This is a genomic window from Pseudomonas sp. GW821-FHT05H12 (genome assembly GCF_059419385.1).
Genome location: NZ_JBWKRS010000008.1, coordinates 18,318 through 35,391, shown reverse-complemented (window position 1 = coordinate 35,391; position 17,074 = coordinate 18,318). Strand labels below are relative to the sequence as shown.

Below are 17,074 nucleotides of genomic sequence, written 5' to 3'. Positions count from 1 at the left end.
GGTTATTGCGCCTGGGAAGGGATCAACACGGTGATATCGACGCGGCGGTTACGCGCACGGTTGGCCGCCGAATCATTGGGCACCAGCGGCTCGGTTTCGCCACGGCCCTCGCTGCGGTAACGCTCGGCTGGCCCGGCACGCTGGGCGAGCAAACGCGCCACGGTCTTGGCCCGCGCCTGGGACAGGTCGAAGTTCGACCCCAACCGCGACGTCGCCGAAGGCCGCACGTTGTCGGTATGCCCAACCACCACCACATCCCCCGGCACCGTGGCCAGGGCGTCGCCAATGCGTGCGAGCAGCCCGTCGAAGTTGCTCGACACTTCGGCACTGCCGGAGGCAAACACACCGTCGCCGCGCAAGGTGATGACCGAGCGATCGGCACTGTCTTTCACCGCCACCAGCCCTTGGGCCACTTCCGGCGCGAGGAACCCGGCCAGGCGCACCGGCGCTGGCGCCACGGGTACCGCCACTTTCAGCGGCGAAGCCACACGAATCGAACCCAACTGGGCAAACACCGGGTCGGACGCACGGTTGAGCAACCAGCTGTAGGTCAACTGCACACTCAACAACAGCACGGCCGCCACCGACGCCAGCACCCACAACGGCACACGACGCAGCATTGATGCCTGCGGGGCCTCGGCGCCACGCCAGCGCGGTGACAGGTCCTGTTCCTGCTGGCCGCGTTGCTGATTGATCAGTTGCAACAGGCGCTCGCGCAACAGGCCCAACTGATCCAGGCCACGCTCCAGCACCCGGTAGCGCCCCTCCAGGCCCAGGGCCATGCACAGGTACATCAACTCCAGCACATCAATATGAGTGCGCGGGTCCTGGCTGAGGCGCTGCAGAATCATGAAGAATTTCTCGCCACCCCACGCCTCATTGTGGAACGTCACCAACAGGCTGCGGCTGCCCCACACCCCCGCGCCCCAGGGCGTACTGGCGATGGTCTCATCCACCAACGTGCACAACGCATAACGCGCAGCGGCCACGGTTTCCACATCCACCTGGCTCGCACGGGCCTGGGCTTCAAAAGCCTGAACCGCCTGGATCAGGCGCTGGCGCAGGCTTTCCATGTCCGGCATCGCCGTCAGGGTGCGCAACGGCACCACCAGGTCCAGCAGCGGGTTGGCCGCACGCACCAGTGGGTTGAGGCCCTGGCCGTGCAGCACAGGCGCGGCGCGTTGCACCGGCGCGGCCGTGGTTGGCGACGGTGTGGCCCGGCGCCCGCCGGGGGTAGGGATCAGCAAGGTGCGGTCCGGGTCCTGGCCGCCTTCAAAAGTGTCGTTCACGTCAGTCACCTTGCCTTAGTTGCGGATGGCCCAGAACTGCATCTCCAGCCCCGGGAACACCCCGGCGATGTGCATGGCAAAACCCGCCGACTGGCTGAGCAATTGCCAATATTCGCTGCTGCGATCGAGTTCGAAATAGGTGAAGCCGGCGTGGAACGGCAGCTGTCGTGGCGCCACCGGCAAGGGGCGCAGGCCGATGCCCGGCAGTTGCAGGTTGACCAGGTCGCGGATCTTTTCCACCGAGCCGATCTTCACCTGCGGCGGGAAACCGTTGCGCACGCTTTCGGCCGACATCTGCGCCTGCACCGTCAGGATGAAGGTCGCCGAGCGCAGCAGTTCCTGATCGGGCAGCACCGCCACGCGAATCCCGTACTGCCGTTCTTCCAGCGGGATCGCGATGGCGCGCACATCCATCACCGCTGACAGCGCGCGGCGCAGGTCGAGCATCACCGGGGCGAAGGTTTCCGCCAGGGCGCCATGGCGATACACCGGGTAACTGGCGGCACGCTTGTCATCGCGGGTAAAGGTCGCCAACTCACCGGCCAGGGATGCCAAGTCGCGGTACAGCTGTTCGGGGTGCAACCCCGTCATCGCCGACAGGTGCCGCACCAGGGGCACGCTGCGGTTGAGCACCTGCAACAGCAGGAAGTCGGCGATTTCCGCCGCGCCGCTGCCGTCCGGGCGGGTCAGGCGCGACGCCAGGGCTTCGACCCGTTGCTGCACCAGGCCCAGCAACTCATCGTTGAACGCGCGCAGGCGTTCGGCGGCACGAATATCCAGGCACGGCGGGCAATAATCGCGGTCGAGCAGCACACTTTTGTCGGCGCGCTTTTCCACCACATGGGCGATGCCCAACACACTATGGGTGTCGGCCACATCGCCTTCGAACGCCAAACGCAGGCGCAGCTTGCCGATGCTCATCAGCGCGCTGCTGTCCAGGCCATTGCTGTCCCAGGCCTCGTATTCGCTGCTGCGATGGCGGGCGAAATTTTCAAAGCTGGGGTTGTCGTCGACCTCCGACACGCCCGGGCGCAGGCTCGGCAAAGCCAGCACCACTTTAAGGTCACGGGCGTCGTCGGGGATCTCCAGGGGCAGCGGCATTTCATCGTCAAACGGCAGGCCCACGGGTGTGCCGTCGGGCAATACACCGCTGTACGAGAGCAACGACAGCTTGCCCATCGCCAACTGCTGCGGGTCGATTTCCAGTTTGGAAAAACCCCAGCCGTAGGCGCGCAAGGTGGCGACCCGGGCTTCGAGTTGGGTTTGCAGAAAACGGTCATGCTGCTGCAGGTGCTGAGGCTGCAGGAGCATGCCTTCGGACCAGACGACTTTGTTGTTCCAGGACATACATTCTTCTCATCGCGGAGCGAGCATGCTGCATCGCGTTATCGTTAACGATTTTCGCCGGCAAGCCGGCTCCTACAGGGGCCGGGTGTTTTCAGGAGCGCATGCGGGCGACTTGTTCTTCGTAGGCCTTGGAAAACAGCTCGCCGAACAGGCGTTGCAGGTCTTCGTCGGCGTCCCGCGCCAGGTCTTCGTAGCGTTCCACCAGGCGGTCCCACAGAAGCGCCTTGCGCCGCGCCGGCATCCACTTGTCGAGCGCGCCGTGGGTGGTGCGCCGCTGCTCGACCCGGGCCGGGTCGAAGCGCTGCACCACCGCGCCCAGCGCCGCACGCATGCCGGCGATTACCGCCAGCTCGTGGGCCTTGAGGTCGTCGAACGAGGCATTCAGCGCCTTGACCGGGCGCATGTAGGCCGGTGAATCGCTGTTGAGCATCTGCGTCAGCGCGCTGTCGGCGTCGGGAAAGAACTTGAGCGGGTTGTTGGAATAGGCGCCGATCATGGTCATGTCGATGTGGCTTTCGCGCTTGGTCAACGCACGCGCCATCAGCACATCCATGGTGCCGCCCGTGGCGGCGCGCAGCATTTCACCCACCAGTTGGGCGAGTTCCGTGGGCGTACGGGTGGTGTGCAGGTCGGGAAGACCCAAACCCAAAAGCAGTGCCTCAAGGATTGCACTGTCCCCTGTAGGAGCCGGCTTGCCGGCGATGGTCTCAGGGGCAACGATTTGCTCAGGCATTACTTCCTGTTCAGAGACCGCCATCGCCGGCAAGCCGGCTCCTACAGGGGGGGATGTGGAGAGGCCGAATAGAGGGTCGTAATCCTCCGGGATCACCTGGGGCTCGGCCTGCCAGATTGGCGGGTTGAACGCCTGCAGTTGCGGCGCCACATGGTCGCTCTCGGTGCCGCGAAACACCGGGGTCAGCGATGGGTTCAAACCCAGCGGGTCCGACAGCGGCATCGCCCCGTCGAACAGCGAGTGGCCTTCCAAAATCCGCGCACCCGCCAGGTCATCGTGCAACAGCACCGGCACCACCACCTCCGGGTCGCGCACCAGCGCCTGCGGCACTTCCAACGGCGGCAATTCGACGGCCACAGGCGGCTGTGGCGGCACGAACAGCGGCGGCAGGATGCGCGTGGCCAGGGCGTCGTCTTCGGGTTCCGGCGCCTGGGGTTGCTCCAGCCGCACGAGCAACGCGTAGTCACCGATCACCAACCGATCACCCTCCTCCAGCACACGCTCGCGGCCATTGCCCAGCGGCCGTTCGTTGACCAGGCTCGGGTTGCTGCCGGTGTCGGTGAGGTAGAACTGCTCGCCGCGCAGGTCGATGCGCGCATGCACCCGGGAGATGTATTTGCCCGGGTCATCCAGGGTCAGGTCGTTGTCCGGCCCACGGCCAATGGCGCCGCCCACTTCGGTGAAACGGCAGATCACGTCGCCGGGCATGGGTTGGTCGCGGTAGCTTTTAACCAGCAGGATCAGGTTCATAGCGGGCTCCAGAGTGAGTTACTTGCCATCGTCGGCCTCCTTGGGCGGCAACGGCACGCCAGCCGGTCCGGTGGCGGCCGTGAGGGCCAGGGCTTGCGCCGCCGAGGCGGCTTCGGGCAGTGGCAGCGGGATGGTCGAGGCGACGATCATTGCCGGCGTGAGGGTCAGGAAGGTCGAGCCGACCTTGAGCGTGATGGTCGCCCCGGCCTCGATCACCACGTTCATGCCGCCCTTGATGTAGGTGTCCATGCCAGCGGTGATGCCGGTCTTCATGCCACCGTTGATGATCATGTTGGCGCCAGCCGCCATCGACACGTCGCCCGTGGCTTTCTCATTGCGATGGCCGCCCACCGACGAATGCCGGTCGCCGCCGACCTTCTCGCGCAGGTCCTGGTCGATCCTGGAATGGCGGTCGCCGCCGACCCAGTCCAGGGAGTCCTTGAGCACGCGCTGGTCGAGGTTTTTCTGCGCGTGCAGGAACACTTGTTCCGAACCCTTTTTGTCTTCGAAACGCAGCTCGTTGTAGCCCCCGCCGCCCTTGGACGAGTTGCTCTTGAGGGTCGAACGCGTGGCGTTTTCCGGCAGTGAATACGGCGGCATCGTGTCGGCGTTGTAGACGCTGCCCGTGACCAGCGGCTGGTCGGGATCACCTTCCAGAAAACTCACCACCACTTCCTGGCCGATGCGCGGCGTGTACAGCGCGCCCCAGCGCTTGCCCGCCCAGCTCTGCGCCACGCGAATCCAGCACGAGCTGTTTTCGTCGCGCTTGCCTTCGCGGTCCCAGTGGAACTGCACCTTGATGCGCCCGTACTTGTCGGTCCAGATTTCTTCACCCTGCTTGCCCACCACCATGGCGGTCTGCGGGCCGTGCATCAGCGGCTTGCGCGACATACAGGGCGCACGGAACTGCTGTTGGCGTGACAGCGCGACAAACTCACAGCTCAGCACTGGCGCGGGGTCGGCGGGTGGGGTGGGCTCGTAGGTGTCCGACGACAGCGCATAGCGTGCTTCCAGCAACAGGAACTGCGCGTTCTGTTCGCTGCGCGGGTGTTCGGTCAGGGTCAGCAGAGCGCCGGGAAACAGGCCACGGGCACGGGTCGCGCCGGTCACGCGCTGGGTGCCGGTGTGAAGCGACTCAATCAAGGTGCGCGCATAGGTTTCACCCTGTTTGCGCTCGGTGTACTTGCCCGGGTAGTCATAGCGCTCGTGGCGCGACTGCGGGTAACTGCCGGCCAGGGTGGACTTGGCCAGCAGGTTGGCGCTGGGCTTTTCGAAGTCGAAGTCTTGCAGCGTATAGCCGCCCGGCTCTACGTCGCCGCCCATGCGCCAGTCGTAGATCACTTCGCTTTCGCGCATGGCGTGGTCTTCGGCGGGCATGAAGCGGATCTGCGCGTACCCCGGCGCCGGTGAGTGCGCGCCATAGGAGTCCGCCAGCACCAGGGTGTGACGCCCCGCCGCGCTCTTGAAGTAGTAGTAGATGCCCTCCTGTTCCATCAGGCGGCTGACGAAGTTGAAATCGCTTTCGCGGTACTGCACGCAATAAGTCAGCGGCTTGTAGCTGCCGCTGAGGCCCGAGGTGTCGACGTCGGCAATGCTGTAGGGCGCGAACACCTGCTTGAGGATGTCCGGCACGCTCAGTTCCTGGAAGATCCGGCAGTCGCTGGTCAGCGTCAGGAACCACAACCACGGGCGCAACACCGCCTTGTAGGTGGCGTAGCGGCCCTGGCGCGTGCTGAACGAGAAGTGGCTGACATGCCCGCTGAAATAGCGGCTGCCGCCCTTGGGCAGGTCCACGGCGACGGTCATCTGGGTGGCCAGCAGGTCGTCGATGTTCAGGTCGGCGCGCTCGCTGTACAGCTCCACGTGGTATTCGCTGAGCCGGGACAAGCCTTCGCTCGCCTGCATGCGCCGAAACAGCAGCACGTCGGGGCCGAGGACGCTGGTCACCTGGATCTCGCGATGGGTCTGGGTCGTTGCCATCGGGGCTTACCTCGCGGCCTCGGCCGTAAAGGCATAGGCAAACTCGCCCGCCTCCACGCTGACCTGCACGTGGGTCGCCGGTGTACCCAGCAGCAGGCGGTTGAGGAATTCGGTGCTGATCGCCGGCAGCATCGAGTTGGTGAGGATCGCGTCGATCATGCGCCCGCCGCTTTCCAGCTCAGTGCAGCGGCTGGCGATCAGGTGCACCACGTCGTCGCTGTAGGTGAACGGGATCTTGTGGTTGTCGGCGATGCGTTTTTCGATGCGCCCCAATTGCAGACGGATGATGCTACCGAGCAAGGCGTCGCTCAGCGGGTAATACGGAATCACCACCAAGCGGCCGAGCAAGGCCGGTGGGAACACTTCCAGCAACGGCTCGCGCAGGGCCTTGGCGATGTCATCCGGCGCGGGCATGGTCTTCGGATCGCGACACAGGCGGCTGATCAACTGAGTGCCGGCGTTGGTGGTGAGCAGGATCAGGGTGTTCTTGAAGTCGATGATCCGGCCCTCCCCGTCCTCCATCCAGCCCTTGTCGAACACCTGGAAAAACAGCTCATGCACGTCCGGGTGAGCCTTCTCCACTTCGTCCAGCAGCACCACGCTGTAAGGCTTGCGCCGCACCGCTTCGGTCAGTACGCCGCCCTCGCCATAGCCCACGTAGCCGGGTGGCGCGCCCTTCAAGGTGGAGACGGTGTGGGCTTCCTGGTACTCGCTCATGTTGATGGTGATCACGTTCTGCTCGCCGCCATACAGCGACTCGGCCAGGGCCAGGGCGGTCTCGGTCTTGCCCACGCCGGAAGTGCCGGCGAGCATGAACACACCCACCGGCTTGCCCGGGTTATCGAGGCCAGCGCGGGAGGTCTGGATACGCCGTGCGATCATCTCCAGTGCATGGCTCTGGCCGATGATGCGTTGGCCCAGGCGCTCGGCCAGGCGCAGCACGTTGTCGATTTCGTTCTTGACCATGCGGCCCACGGGGATGCCGGTCCAGTCCTGCACCACCGACGCCACGGCCTGTTCGTCGACGCTGATCAGCACCAGCGGGTGTTCGCCCTGTTGCGCGACCAATTCGTCCTGCAACTGGCGCAACTCGATCAAGCCGGTTTCACGATCGGCGGCATCGACCAACTGGCTGCGCAGGCGCTGGATCTGCTCCACCAGCGCCAGTTCGTTATCCCAGCGCCCTTCCACCTCATCCAGGCGTTCACGTTCGCTGGCCAGCAAGGCCTCGACCGAGGCGCGACGGCTGGCGGTTTCCACGCCAATCGCGGTTTCACGCTCGATAATTGCCAGTTCGGTTTCCAGGGATTCAATGCGCCGACGGCTGTCGTCCACCTCGGCGGGCGTGGCGTGCAGGCTGATGGCCACGCGGGCACAGGCGGTGTCGATCAGGCTGACGGCCTTGTCCGGCAACTGGCGTGCCGGGATATAGCGGTTGGACAAGCGCACCGCGGCTTCCAGCGCCGAGTCCAGGATGTGCACCTGGTGGTGGTTCTGCATGGTTTCGGCAATGCCGCGCAGCATCAGCAAGGCACGGGCTTCATCGGGTTCGTCAACCTGCACGGTCTGGAAACGCCGGGTCAGCGCCGGGTCTTTTTCGATGTGCTTCTTGTACTCGGCAAAGGTGGTCGCGCCGACGGTGCGCAAGGTGCCACGGGCCAGCGCCGGCTTGAGCAGGTTAGCCGCATCACCGGTGCCGGCCGCACCACCCGCGCCCACCAGGGTGTGGGTTTCATCGATAAACAGCACGATGGGTTTGACGCTGGCCTGCACTTCGTCGATCACCGAGCGCAGGCGCTGTTCGAACTCGCCTTTCATGCTTGCGCCGGCTTGCAACAGGCCCACGTCCAGGGCGAGCAACTGCACGTCCTTGAGGCTAGGCGGTACGTCACCCCGGGCAATACGCTGGGCAAAACCTTCGACCACGGCGGTCTTGCCGACCCCGGCCTCGCCAACGAGGATCGGGTTGTTCTGGCGACGGCGCATGAGGATGTCGATGACCTGGCGAATCTCTTCGTCCCGTCCGACGATGGGGTCCATCTTGCTGCTGCGCGCCTGTTCGGTGAGGTCGACGGTAAAACGCTGCAAGGCTTCCCGCTTGCTGGGCGCCACGGCGCCGAGGTCTTCACCCGGCAGCTGATAACCGTCGCTGGCAGCCATCTGCGCTTCGGGTGAGTCGTTGAGCAACGCGCCAAACTGTTCGCTCAAATCATCAATGCCAACCTTATTGAACTCCCGGGACACGCCATACAACCCATTACGCAGGCTCGGGGTTTTCAGCAGCGCCAGCAGCAAATGCCCGGAACGCACCTGGGACTCGCCGAGCATCAGGGTCGCGTAGACCCAGGCGCGTTCGACCGCCTCTTCCACCTGGGAAGACAGGTCGGTGACCGAGGTCGAGCCACGGGGCAGACGGTCCAGCGCGGCGGTCAGGTCGCGGGCCAATACCGCCGGGTCGATGCCGTAATGGCGCACCAGCCGGAGCAAGTCCGAATCGGTGAGTTGCAGGATCTGCTGCAACCAGTGCACCAGCTCCACATAGGGGTTGCCGCGCATCTTGCAGAACACGGTGCTGCTTTCGATGGCCCGGTAGCACAGGCTGTTGAGTTTGCCGAAAAGCGCGACGCGACTGATATCAGCCATGGGCAGGTCCTTGAGAAGAAATGCGAGGGTTGATCAGCAATTGCCGATCATCGTGTTGGGGGGCTTTGCTGCTCAGCCAACTGGTCCAGCCCAGGGGCGCAGACCCCAGGCGCAGGCCCGGCAGCTGTTCTTTCTTGACGATCAGGTTGACGTCCCAGTCCATCGCCAGGCCGACGTACTGGCGCACCCAGTCCTGCACGCGCTGCAGGCTGTCGCCACCGGGCAGCAGGCGACGGGTTTGCGCGAGGTCCAGCGGGCCGATCAGCAGGCGGAATTTGTGCTGGGTGTTCCAGACTTTCTTGCCCATCACCGTGGTCTGGCCGAGCACGGCGGCGTCGGGGCCGCTGCGCAGCGCGCACAGCCCGTCGGCGGGCAAGGTCATCCAGTGGCCGACAAACTGCTCGACCTGCACCGGCACACCCAGGTAATCGCTGAGCAACGCCGCCAAGCCCTCGGCGTTGCGCGTCTGCGGCCCGAGGCGCCCGGCAAAATGCAGCTTGGCCACGTCCGGCACGGCATTGCGGTTAAGCAACGACGCCTGGCCGATGCCGATCAATGAACCCAGGTACTGGGCGAAACGGTCCGCCCCCGGACGGTCCAGGCTCACCGCCGGCTGGGCACTGGCCCAGGCGCGGTAGAACAGGCTGATCATGCGGTGGTGGAACACGTCGCAGAACGCGGCCAGGGTCGGGTCATTCAGGTTGCGCTGGCGGTCGCGGATGTATTCGGTGAGGTGGATCGGCAACGGGCCGTTGGCGCCCATCAGGCCGAAAAAATTCAGCAGCAACTTGGGTGTAACGCCCGGCTTGAGCGCGGCGATCATCGCCGGTTCGAACGCCAGCGACGGTTGCTGGCCGAAGCGCACGGGCTCATCCGCCGGGCGCGCAGCCTGGCCAATACGCGGCAATTGCGGGAACGCGCATTCGAGTTGGCGCAGCGCGCCGTAGAAGTCAAAGCGCCCAGGGTGCGCCTCAAGGGCGCTGAGCAGGCTCAAAGGATCTCGCATCTGCCCACCCGCGCCGGCCACTGCATGATCACGCCGCGTGCCGTGCTCTTGATCACCGTTTCAGTGAACGAATTGAGTGATACGTACTTGGCGAAAAACTGCTCCAGCACCGAGCCCAGCACAAACACCCCGGCGCCTTCGAAGGCCGACTCATCCAGGGTCACACCTATTTGCAGGCCGCGCCCGTAGGTGATCGGCCCCGGCAGTGGCAGACGCCGCACGATGCTCTCGGCGGTGACGGAACGCAGGCCTTCGATCTGTTTGTGCGCGGCTTCATCGTCGATGCGGCAATACAGGCGCAGCAGGTCACGCAAGGCGGTGGCGCCCTGCTCCTTGTCCTGGTCCAGCAGCGACAAATAGTTGAGGGACAAATGGCTGACCAACCGCCACGCGGTTTCCCCTTCGGCAAACGACGCCGCCGGCACCGTCGGCCCGGCCACGCAACGCACCGACTGCACCGGCGCGCCACTCTCGACCGTGAAGTCGGTACGGCCGCTGCCCACCGGCATGCTCAACACCAGGTCGCGGTTGCTGCACAGGGTGTCGATGCCCAATTGGCGCAGGTCGCTGCGGTGCGGCGCTTCCTGGGCGTCCACCAACGACAGGAACAACTCACTGCCGATGTAGCTGGAGCGCGGTCCCTGGCGCCGTTGCTGCTCGGACAGCACCCGGGTGTCGCGGCGCACCTGGTAAAAGGCCTTCGGTGGCGTGCGCGCGTGCAGGTCGTTGGCACGGTAGAACGATTCGAACGTCTGGCTGGCCTCGGCGCCGCTGCCGTAACCGGTGACGCCTTCGATCTGGTAGATCTCGTAATCCATCGGCCGCGTGCGGTCCGGGATCACGTGGTATTCCGACTGTTGGTCCGACAGGTGCACACGCTCGGTGCGCATCGGGAACAGGTTGATTGCCGGCGTGCAGTACAGGCCGAAATTGGCCGCGCTGAGGCTCTGTTCCAGCACCGGGTCGAGCTTCTTGAACAGCACGATCACGTCCAGCTGTTCCGCCGCGCAACGGCTCACGCTGTTGGCCAGCCCGACGATGTCGGCAAACATGAAGCGCTGAGGCATGGCGAAGTATTCCTGCAGCAGCCGATAGCCCTGGAACGAGCGCGGGCCCGTGGGCAGCAAGGCTTCGCTGTCGCTGTAGCCTTTGCTGCGAATCGCGCTTTTGGGCAGGAACTGGTGCCAGTCCACATGCTCCTGCACCGGCATCACCAGCACTCCCGCCGCCTGGGCCAGCAGGTGTTCGAGGATGCGCGAGGGCATGGCTTCGCCGCCACGAATGTGCAGCGCCAGGTCGTCCAGGGCCAGGTCGCTGAAGGTCAGCCCGGCGCCCACGCGCAAACGCAGACGCAGCGCCGCCTTGACCCCGCCGAGGCGCGACAGGTCGACCCCGGCCACTTGCACGCCGCAGGCAAAGTAGCGCGCCTCGACCAGTTCGACCGGCCACAGGGTCACGTCATGGGCAGTGCGGAATTCGCAGGCGGTCTGGTCGCCCTTGCCCAACTGGCTGTGCAACGCACTGTCACGCGGCACCGTGAACCCGGCGGCGAGGCTGCCTTCGCTCATGTCCGGCTGCAGCTGCACCACGGCCATCGACGGCGTGGGCGCCAGGTATTGCGGATACACCAGCTCCAGCAGGTGGTTGGTAAAGCGTGGGAATTCGGCGTCGATCTTTAACTGCACCCGGGCCGCGAGGAAGCTGAAGCCCTCCAGCAAGCGTTCCACATAGGGGTCGGCGCAGGCGTAGGTTTCCAGCCCGAGGCGGCCGGCGACCTTGGGGTAGTCGCGAGCGAATTCACCGCCGACTTCCCGCAGGTGGGCCAGTTCACGTTCGTAATAGCGCAGCAGTTTGGCGTTCACCGCACGTCCCTTGTCTCGATATCGAAGACCCGGGCCTCGCCTGCTTCCAGGTCGAGTTCGGTCTTCAGGTACAGGCGCTCGGGCAACGGTTGGCCCCACAACTCGCCATGAATTTCAAAGGCCATCTGGTTAGGACTGGCCGCCGCCCCCGAGGGCGCCACCGGCACCACGCGGACGCTGTCACGTAAAATCCGCGGTTCGAAATCCCAGATCGCCTGGCGGATGCGCCGCCCCAGCTCTTCCCGGTCCAAACCTGCGGCGGTCTTGCCGGCAAGGTCCGGCAAACCAAAATTGATCACCGACTGAACCGCCAGCGGGTGTGCGCTGAGGTCGCGGAAACTGCCCAGGCTGGTGCTGTTGAGCAGCCACCCCAGGTCACGCAACACCGCCTTGCGCAGGCCGCGCATGGACAGCACACGCTTGTCACGCGGCTCCACGGCATGCTCGGTGTCGTCGTCGCTCAAGCGATCGAGCAACGACGGTTGCAAACGTTCACGACTGGTCAGCTCTGCCATGGAATTACGTTTCCTGTAGTGAGCGGGCTCGCCCCGCGCCAGCGCCAACACCGTACCAATCAAGGACGCCGTGGCGTTTCAGACAGACCGAAGCGAATGGGTTTGGGGCGGCTTCGCCACCCAGCGCGGGGCAAGCCCGCTCACTACAGAGCCTTTTCCAGAGCCTGAGTCAGATCTTCTGGTTCTTCTCCAGGTCCCACTTCTTCGGCGTGCCGGTGATCACGGTGTCGCCGGTGAAGGAGTCGTACTCGTAGCTGATGGTGGTGAAGTTGATGGAGAAGGTTTCGCTCGGGCGTTCGCCATTACTGCTGGCGGAGTAGGAGCTGATGATGGCCTGGCCGAGGATCAGCTTGAGGAACACCTGTTGCTTCTTGTCCGGGCCGCCGGTCTGGATGAAGTGGATCTCGGCATCGCCCAGGCTTTTGCCGCACACCGCCTGCATGAACAGGTCGGCCGAGGCCAGGTCGGTGGCCTTGGTCAGGGAGATTTCCGAGAACGACGGGTTGCTGGTGTCACGGTCGGTGCCGCCGCCGCTGATGGAGATCGCACGGCCCACGCCCATCTGGATGGCGTCGATGGTGATCCAGTCCTTGTGCGCGTCGACGGTGGAAGTGCCCTTGATTTGGGTGCCTTTGAAGTTGAGCAGGATCATGTTGGTTACCTTTCAGGTTGATCAGTTGGATTTGGTGGACGGCAGCTTGGAGACCAGGCGCAAGGACACGGTCAGGCCTTCGAGCTGGTAGTGCGGGCGCAGGAAGAACTTGGCGCCGTAGTAGCCGGGGTTGCCTTCGATTTCTTCCACCACCACTTCGGCGCCGGCCAGGGGTTTGCGGGCCTTGTCGGCGTCGGTGGCGGTGGCCGGGTTGTGCTCCACGTAGCGGCCGATCCAGTTGTTGAGCCACACCTGCATGTCGTCGCGTTCCTTGAACGAGCCGATCTTGTCGCGCACGATGCACTTCAAGTAATGGGCGAACCGGCAGGTGGCGAACAGGTACGGCAGGCGCGCGGCCAGGTTGGCGTTGGCGGTGGCGTCCGGGTCGTCGTATTCGGCGGGTTTGTGCATCGATTGCGCGCCGATGAAGGCAGCCAGGTCGCTGTTCTTCTTGTGCACCAGCGGCATGAAACCGTTCTTGGCCAGCTCGGCTTCGCGGCGGTCGCTGATGGCGATTTCGGTCGGGCAGGTCATGTCGACGCCACCGTCATCGGTCGGGAAGGTGTGCACCGGCAGCCCTTCCACCACCCCGCCGGATTCGATGCCACGGATCTGCGAGCACCAGCCGTAGTGCTTGAACGAACGGTTGATGTTCACCGCCATGGCATACGCGGCGTTGGCCCAGGTGAAGTCCTTGGCGCCGGCGCTGTCGGTGGTCTCTTCGAAATCGAAGGCTTCCACCGGGTTGGTCTTGGCACCGTAGGGCGCACGGGACAGGAAGCGCGGCATGGCCAGGCCCACGTAACGCGAGTCTTCACTGGCGCGGAAGCTGCGCCAGGCGGCGTGCTCGGGGGTCTGGAAGATCTTGGTCAGATCCCGTGGGTTGGCCAGTTCCTGCCACGATTCCATCAGCATCACGCTGGGGTCGGCCGCCGTGATCAACGGGCAGTGGGCCGCCGCGCTGACGCGGGCCATCTGGGTCAGCAGTTCCACGTCCGGCGCGCTGTTGTTGAAGTAGTAGTCGGCGACAAATGCACCGTACGGCTCGCCGCCGAACTGGCCGTATTCCTCTTCGTACAGCTTCTTGAAGATCGGGCTCTGGTCCCAGGCCACACCCTTGAACTTGCGCAGGGTCTTGTGCACTTCGTTCTTGGAAATGTTCATCACCCGGATCTTCAGGGTCTCGTCGGTCTCGGTGTTGTTGACCAGGTAATGCAGGCCGCGCCAGGCGCTTTCCACGCCCTGGAATTCCTCGTGGTGCAGGATGTGATTGACCTGTTCGGTGAGCTTCTGGTCGAGGGCGGCGATCAGGCCTTCGATGGTGCCGAGCACGTCGTTGGGCATCAGCTGCGTGCCTTGCAACGCCTGTTCAGCCAGGGTGCGCACGGCGGTTTCCACCGCTTCCTTGGCCTTGTCGGTCTTGGGCTTGAACTCTTTTTGCAGCAGGCTGGCGAAGTCGCCGGCGTCGAACGCCGTGGTGGGGGCAAGCTGCCCTGGCTGTTCAGATTGGGTCGTGGACATGAAGGCATCCTCAAATTTTGGGCAAAGCGTCCCCGTACCGGGGCAAACAGGGCACCGGCGGCGTTAACGTTTTTTCAGTTATTCAGGTTGTTTGGGTGCACTGCTCAAGGCTTGCATCACGGTCGGATCGCTGAGCAGCTTGGCCAGCAATTCCTCGGCGCCCACCTTGCCGTCCATGTAGGTCAACAGGTTCGACAGTTGGCTGCGGGCCGTCAGCAATTGGTTGAGGCTCGGCACCTTGCTGGCGATGGCGGCCGGGGTGAAGTCGTCCATCGATTCGAAGGTGATCTCCACCGGCAGGTTGCCTTCACCGGTCAGGGTGTTGGGCACCTGGAACGCCACGCGCGGCTTCATGGACTTGAGGCGCTCGTCGAAGTTGTCGATGTCGACTTCCAGGAACTTGCGCTCGGCCACCGGTGGCAGGGGCTCTGCCGGTTTGCCGGAGAGGTCCGAGAACACGCCCATGACGAAGGGCAACTGCACGGTCTTTTCCGCCCCGTAGATCTCCACGTCGTATTCGATCTGCACACGTGGCGCCCGGTTGCGAGCGATGAACTTCTGACTGCTTTCTTTGGCCACAGGAATAGCTCCGGTGAGTGGGGGGTGAGTACTAAAAGGGTCAGTCGTCGCTGTTGCGAATACCGCTGACCAGCGCCAGTTGCGCGAGACCATCAGGTGCGAGGTCTTGCAGCAATTCCATGAAATTCTTGTCGATCAGCTTCTTGGCCCGTTGCAGCAGAATCGGCACCGGGCTCGCGGGTTCAAAGGTCTGGAAATAGGTGCACAGGCGGTCGATGGTCTGGCGTGCGTCTTCGCGGCTGTTGATCTCACCGCGCACGGCTTGCGGCGCAGCGACAGCGATGGGCGCCGTGGCAGTGACGACCGGTGCGGCTTCGATGGGGGCAACACCGGGCAGACGGCGACGGATCACCTCGCCGGCGCGCCGCAACAGCGTCGCCAGGCCACTCAGGTCGATGGCACGGCCCACGCCGACCTTCTCGGTGAGCAGCTGCTCGATCTGCACGCTGTGCTTCAAGGCTTGCGCCAGGGCCGCCTCAGTGGCGCTCAGGTTCTGGGGGTCGGCTTCGGCAAACGCGCCGTCGATGATCGCCAGGTTGGCGTTCTCGCCGTCACTTTGCTCACCGGTGGCGGCCTCCACCTGCCGCAGGCTCACGCTGCCCAGGCTGCGGGCGCTGACCAGCGGCGCATCCAGCACGTCGCGCAGCAGGCCGGTGGGCTCGCACAGGAACGCAAGAATGTTGATGCGCAGCAGCGGGTCGTTGTCGTCGTCGGGATCGAGCTGTGGATGCAGGCCGTCCCAGCAGTTTTCCAGCAGGGCCTGCACCAGCGCCAGGCCTGCGGCGAGGCCGACAATACCGTTGAGGTTGAGTTGGGCGCGGGTCAGCCAGATGGCCAGGCGCAAGTCGCGGCTGCGCTCCATCAGCGGCAGCGCGAGGGCCATCACCCGTTTCCAGCTCGGCTCGATGGCCTGGGTGATGGTGTCGCCGTACTGCACTTCGGGCTTGCCGAGGGCTTCTTCTTCCAGCTCGAGAAACTGGGGGTCGTATTCGAAGTTCTGGCCACAGGCGTCGGCCTCGCTCAATGGCAAGGCCAGCGCGGTGAAATCCAGTGGTTGAGCTTCGGTGGGCAGGCCCATCGTACTTCCCTCGTTCAAGTTGTTCTGGGAATAGAACAAGCGAGGGAAATGATTTATTCCGCGCGGCGAGAAAAATTCTTAATGCGCGCTTTCTTCCTCGACGCGCCGCCGGTGGGACTCGGCATACGCGGCTTCGCGGGCCGTCAGCAGCGGGTCATCCGAAGGGCCGATGCCGGCCGGTAGTTCCAGCGGGTTGAAGTCCACATCGCGGCAGGCGCCCTCCACCTGGGACTGCTGGCGGTCGATGACGAGGGTGCCGGCATTGATCTGGCGGCGCCCTTCCGGCCAGCGCACGGTGGCGTCGGTGGTCACATCGCCGGGGTTGGCCAGGGTGATGATCAGGTGCCAGCGCACCGGGCCTTGCTCCAGCCGGGTGGCGAAACCGAAGGCGAGGAAGTCCGGGTCGCGGGACTGCCCGGCTGTCATGGGCGTGTAAGGCGTCTCTGGCACCATGCTCCAGCGCACGAAGTGCACCCGGCCGCTGGCGTCGGTCATGCGAAAGGCATTGACACTGTAGAACGTGGAGTTATCAAACCCCGACGCCTCCGGGTGGGAGGCCAGCCAGTTTTCGAACGGGCGGATTTCGGGGTGGCTGTTTTTGAAGGCCTGCATCTTTTGCGGGTCGGGGCCGCTGCCGCCGTACTCCGGCATCGAGGCGCGCAGCTGTTCGTAGAGGCCTTCGGGGGTATTCACCGGGAACACCGGCACGGAGTTCATCGCCATGTACCACGCCTCGCCTTCCGCGTCGGCCAGGCGCAGGGCCATGCTGCGGATCATGCCGTGCACGTCGGCCTGGGCCGGGTCGCCCCCGGCCGCCGACAAGCGGCCGATCAACGGGAAGCTGCCACGTTGTAACAAGGACGCGCTGGAAATCTCTACCGCATTACCGCTACTTTCAAAATGGCCGCTGATGCACTGGCCCTTGGCATGGTTGCGACGAAACCCGGGGTGGGTGCCGCCCGCCACGGCTTCCATCTCATCGACGATTTGCACGGCTGTGGGGGACGCAGGATGGAACGACGGCAGCAGCCAGGCGACGAGGCCTGTGACCACCACGGCAGCAAGGGCGAGGGGCAGGTAATGACGTTTTTGCAGCGAGAAGGTTGTTTTCATCTAGCT

The 17,074-nt window shown here is 64.5% G+C and carries 13 protein-coding genes; all 13 read right to left on the bottom strand.

Annotated elements, in window-relative coordinates; genetic code table 11:
* Positions 1-2: 2 nt before the first annotated feature.
* The 13 genes from icmH to AC07SU_RS09075 all read right to left on the bottom strand — a co-directional run bounded on the left by icmH (position 3) and on the right by AC07SU_RS09075 (position 17,068).
* Positions 3-1,289 (bottom strand): type IVB secretion system protein IcmH/DotU, encoded by a 1,287-nt coding sequence (gene icmH / locus AC07SU_RS09135; protein ID WP_494996860.1) that lies wholly within the window; start codon positions 1,287-1,289, stop codon positions 3-5.
* Positions 1,290-1,304: 15 nt separating this feature from the next.
* Complete coding sequence (tssK, locus tag AC07SU_RS09130; protein WP_494996859.1) at positions 1,305-2,636, bottom strand: type VI secretion system baseplate subunit TssK; 1,332 nt, start codon at positions 2,634-2,636, stop codon at positions 1,305-1,307.
* A gap of 91 nt (positions 2,637-2,727) precedes the next feature.
* Positions 2,728-4,119, bottom strand: a complete 1,392-nt coding sequence (gene tagH / locus AC07SU_RS09125) for a type VI secretion system-associated FHA domain protein TagH (protein WP_494996858.1) — start codon at positions 4,117-4,119, stop codon at positions 2,728-2,730.
* Positions 4,120-4,137: 18 nt separating this feature from the next.
* Positions 4,138-6,099 carry a type VI secretion system Vgr family protein gene (locus AC07SU_RS09120; protein ID WP_494996857.1) on the bottom strand — a complete coding sequence of 654 codons (1,962 nt, stop codon included), beginning with the start codon at positions 6,097-6,099 and terminating at the stop codon, positions 4,138-4,140.
* 6 nt (positions 6,100-6,105) lie between these two features.
* On the bottom strand, positions 6,106-8,742 hold the full coding sequence (tssH, locus tag AC07SU_RS09115; RefSeq protein ID WP_494996856.1) for a type VI secretion system ATPase TssH: 2,637 nt from the start codon (positions 8,740-8,742) through the stop codon (positions 6,106-6,108).
* Complete coding sequence (tssG, locus tag AC07SU_RS09110; protein WP_218172596.1) at positions 8,735-9,748, bottom strand: type VI secretion system baseplate subunit TssG; 1,014 nt, start codon at positions 9,746-9,748, stop codon at positions 8,735-8,737. Before tssG ends, tssH begins: the two co-directional genes overlap by 8 nt.
* Positions 9,733-11,610, bottom strand: coding sequence for a type VI secretion system baseplate subunit TssF (gene tssF / locus AC07SU_RS09105; protein WP_494996855.1), 1,878 nt, complete (start codon positions 11,608-11,610; stop codon positions 9,733-9,735). Before tssF ends, tssG begins: the two co-directional genes overlap by 16 nt.
* Complete coding sequence (gene tssE / locus AC07SU_RS09100; RefSeq protein ID WP_176995462.1) at positions 11,607-12,125, bottom strand: type VI secretion system baseplate subunit TssE; 519 nt, start codon at positions 12,123-12,125, stop codon at positions 11,607-11,609. Before tssE ends, tssF begins: the two co-directional genes overlap by 4 nt.
* 169 nt (positions 12,126-12,294) lie before the next feature.
* Positions 12,295-12,777, bottom strand: a complete 483-nt coding sequence (locus AC07SU_RS09095; RefSeq protein WP_176995461.1) for an Hcp family type VI secretion system effector — start codon at positions 12,775-12,777, stop codon at positions 12,295-12,297.
* A 21-nt stretch (positions 12,778-12,798) separates the two neighbouring features.
* Positions 12,799-14,298 carry a type VI secretion system contractile sheath large subunit gene (tssC, locus tag AC07SU_RS09090; RefSeq protein WP_494996854.1) on the bottom strand — a complete coding sequence of 500 codons (1,500 nt, stop codon included), beginning with the start codon at positions 14,296-14,298 and terminating at the stop codon, positions 12,799-12,801.
* Between the two features lie 78 nt (positions 14,299-14,376).
* Complete coding sequence (gene tssB, locus AC07SU_RS09085; protein ID WP_176995459.1) at positions 14,377-14,877, bottom strand: type VI secretion system contractile sheath small subunit; 501 nt, start codon at positions 14,875-14,877, stop codon at positions 14,377-14,379.
* A gap of 40 nt (positions 14,878-14,917) precedes the next feature.
* Complete coding sequence (gene tssA / locus AC07SU_RS09080; protein ID WP_494996853.1) at positions 14,918-15,955, bottom strand: type VI secretion system protein TssA; 1,038 nt, start codon at positions 15,953-15,955, stop codon at positions 14,918-14,920.
* A gap of 78 nt (positions 15,956-16,033) precedes the next feature.
* Positions 16,034-17,068, bottom strand: a complete 1,035-nt coding sequence (locus AC07SU_RS09075) for a catalase family peroxidase (RefSeq protein WP_494996852.1) — start codon at positions 17,066-17,068, stop codon at positions 16,034-16,036.
* Positions 17,069-17,074: the final 6 nt, after the last annotated feature.

Excerpts from the sequence above, each read along its gene's own strand:
- AC07SU_RS09075 (WP_494996852.1), bottom strand. The coding sequence starts at position 17,068 with ATGAAAACAACCTTCTCGCTGCAAAAACGTCATTACCTGCCCCTCGCC.
- tagH (WP_494996858.1), bottom strand. The coding sequence starts at position 4,119 with ATGAACCTGATCCTGCTGGTTAAAAGCTACCGCGACCAACCCATGCCC.
- tssC (WP_494996854.1), bottom strand. The coding sequence starts at position 14,298 with ATGTCCACGACCCAATCTGAACAGCCAGGGCAGCTTGCCCCCACCACG.
- tssA (WP_494996853.1), bottom strand. The coding sequence starts at position 15,955 with ATGGGCCTGCCCACCGAAGCTCAACCACTGGATTTCACCGCGCTGGCC.
- tssH (WP_494996856.1), bottom strand. The coding sequence starts at position 8,742 with ATGGCTGATATCAGTCGCGTCGCGCTTTTCGGCAAACTCAACAGCCTG.
- tssG (WP_218172596.1), bottom strand. The coding sequence starts at position 9,748 with ATGCGAGATCCTTTGAGCCTGCTCAGCGCCCTTGAGGCGCACCCTGGG.
- tssE (WP_176995462.1), bottom strand. The coding sequence starts at position 12,125 with ATGGCAGAGCTGACCAGTCGTGAACGTTTGCAACCGTCGTTGCTCGAT.
- AC07SU_RS09120 (WP_494996857.1), bottom strand. The coding sequence starts at position 6,099 with ATGGCAACGACCCAGACCCATCGCGAGATCCAGGTGACCAGCGTCCTC.
- tssK (WP_494996859.1), bottom strand. The coding sequence starts at position 2,636 with ATGTCCTGGAACAACAAAGTCGTCTGGTCCGAAGGCATGCTCCTGCAG.
- AC07SU_RS09095 (WP_176995461.1), bottom strand. The coding sequence starts at position 12,777 with ATGATCCTGCTCAACTTCAAAGGCACCCAAATCAAGGGCACTTCCACC.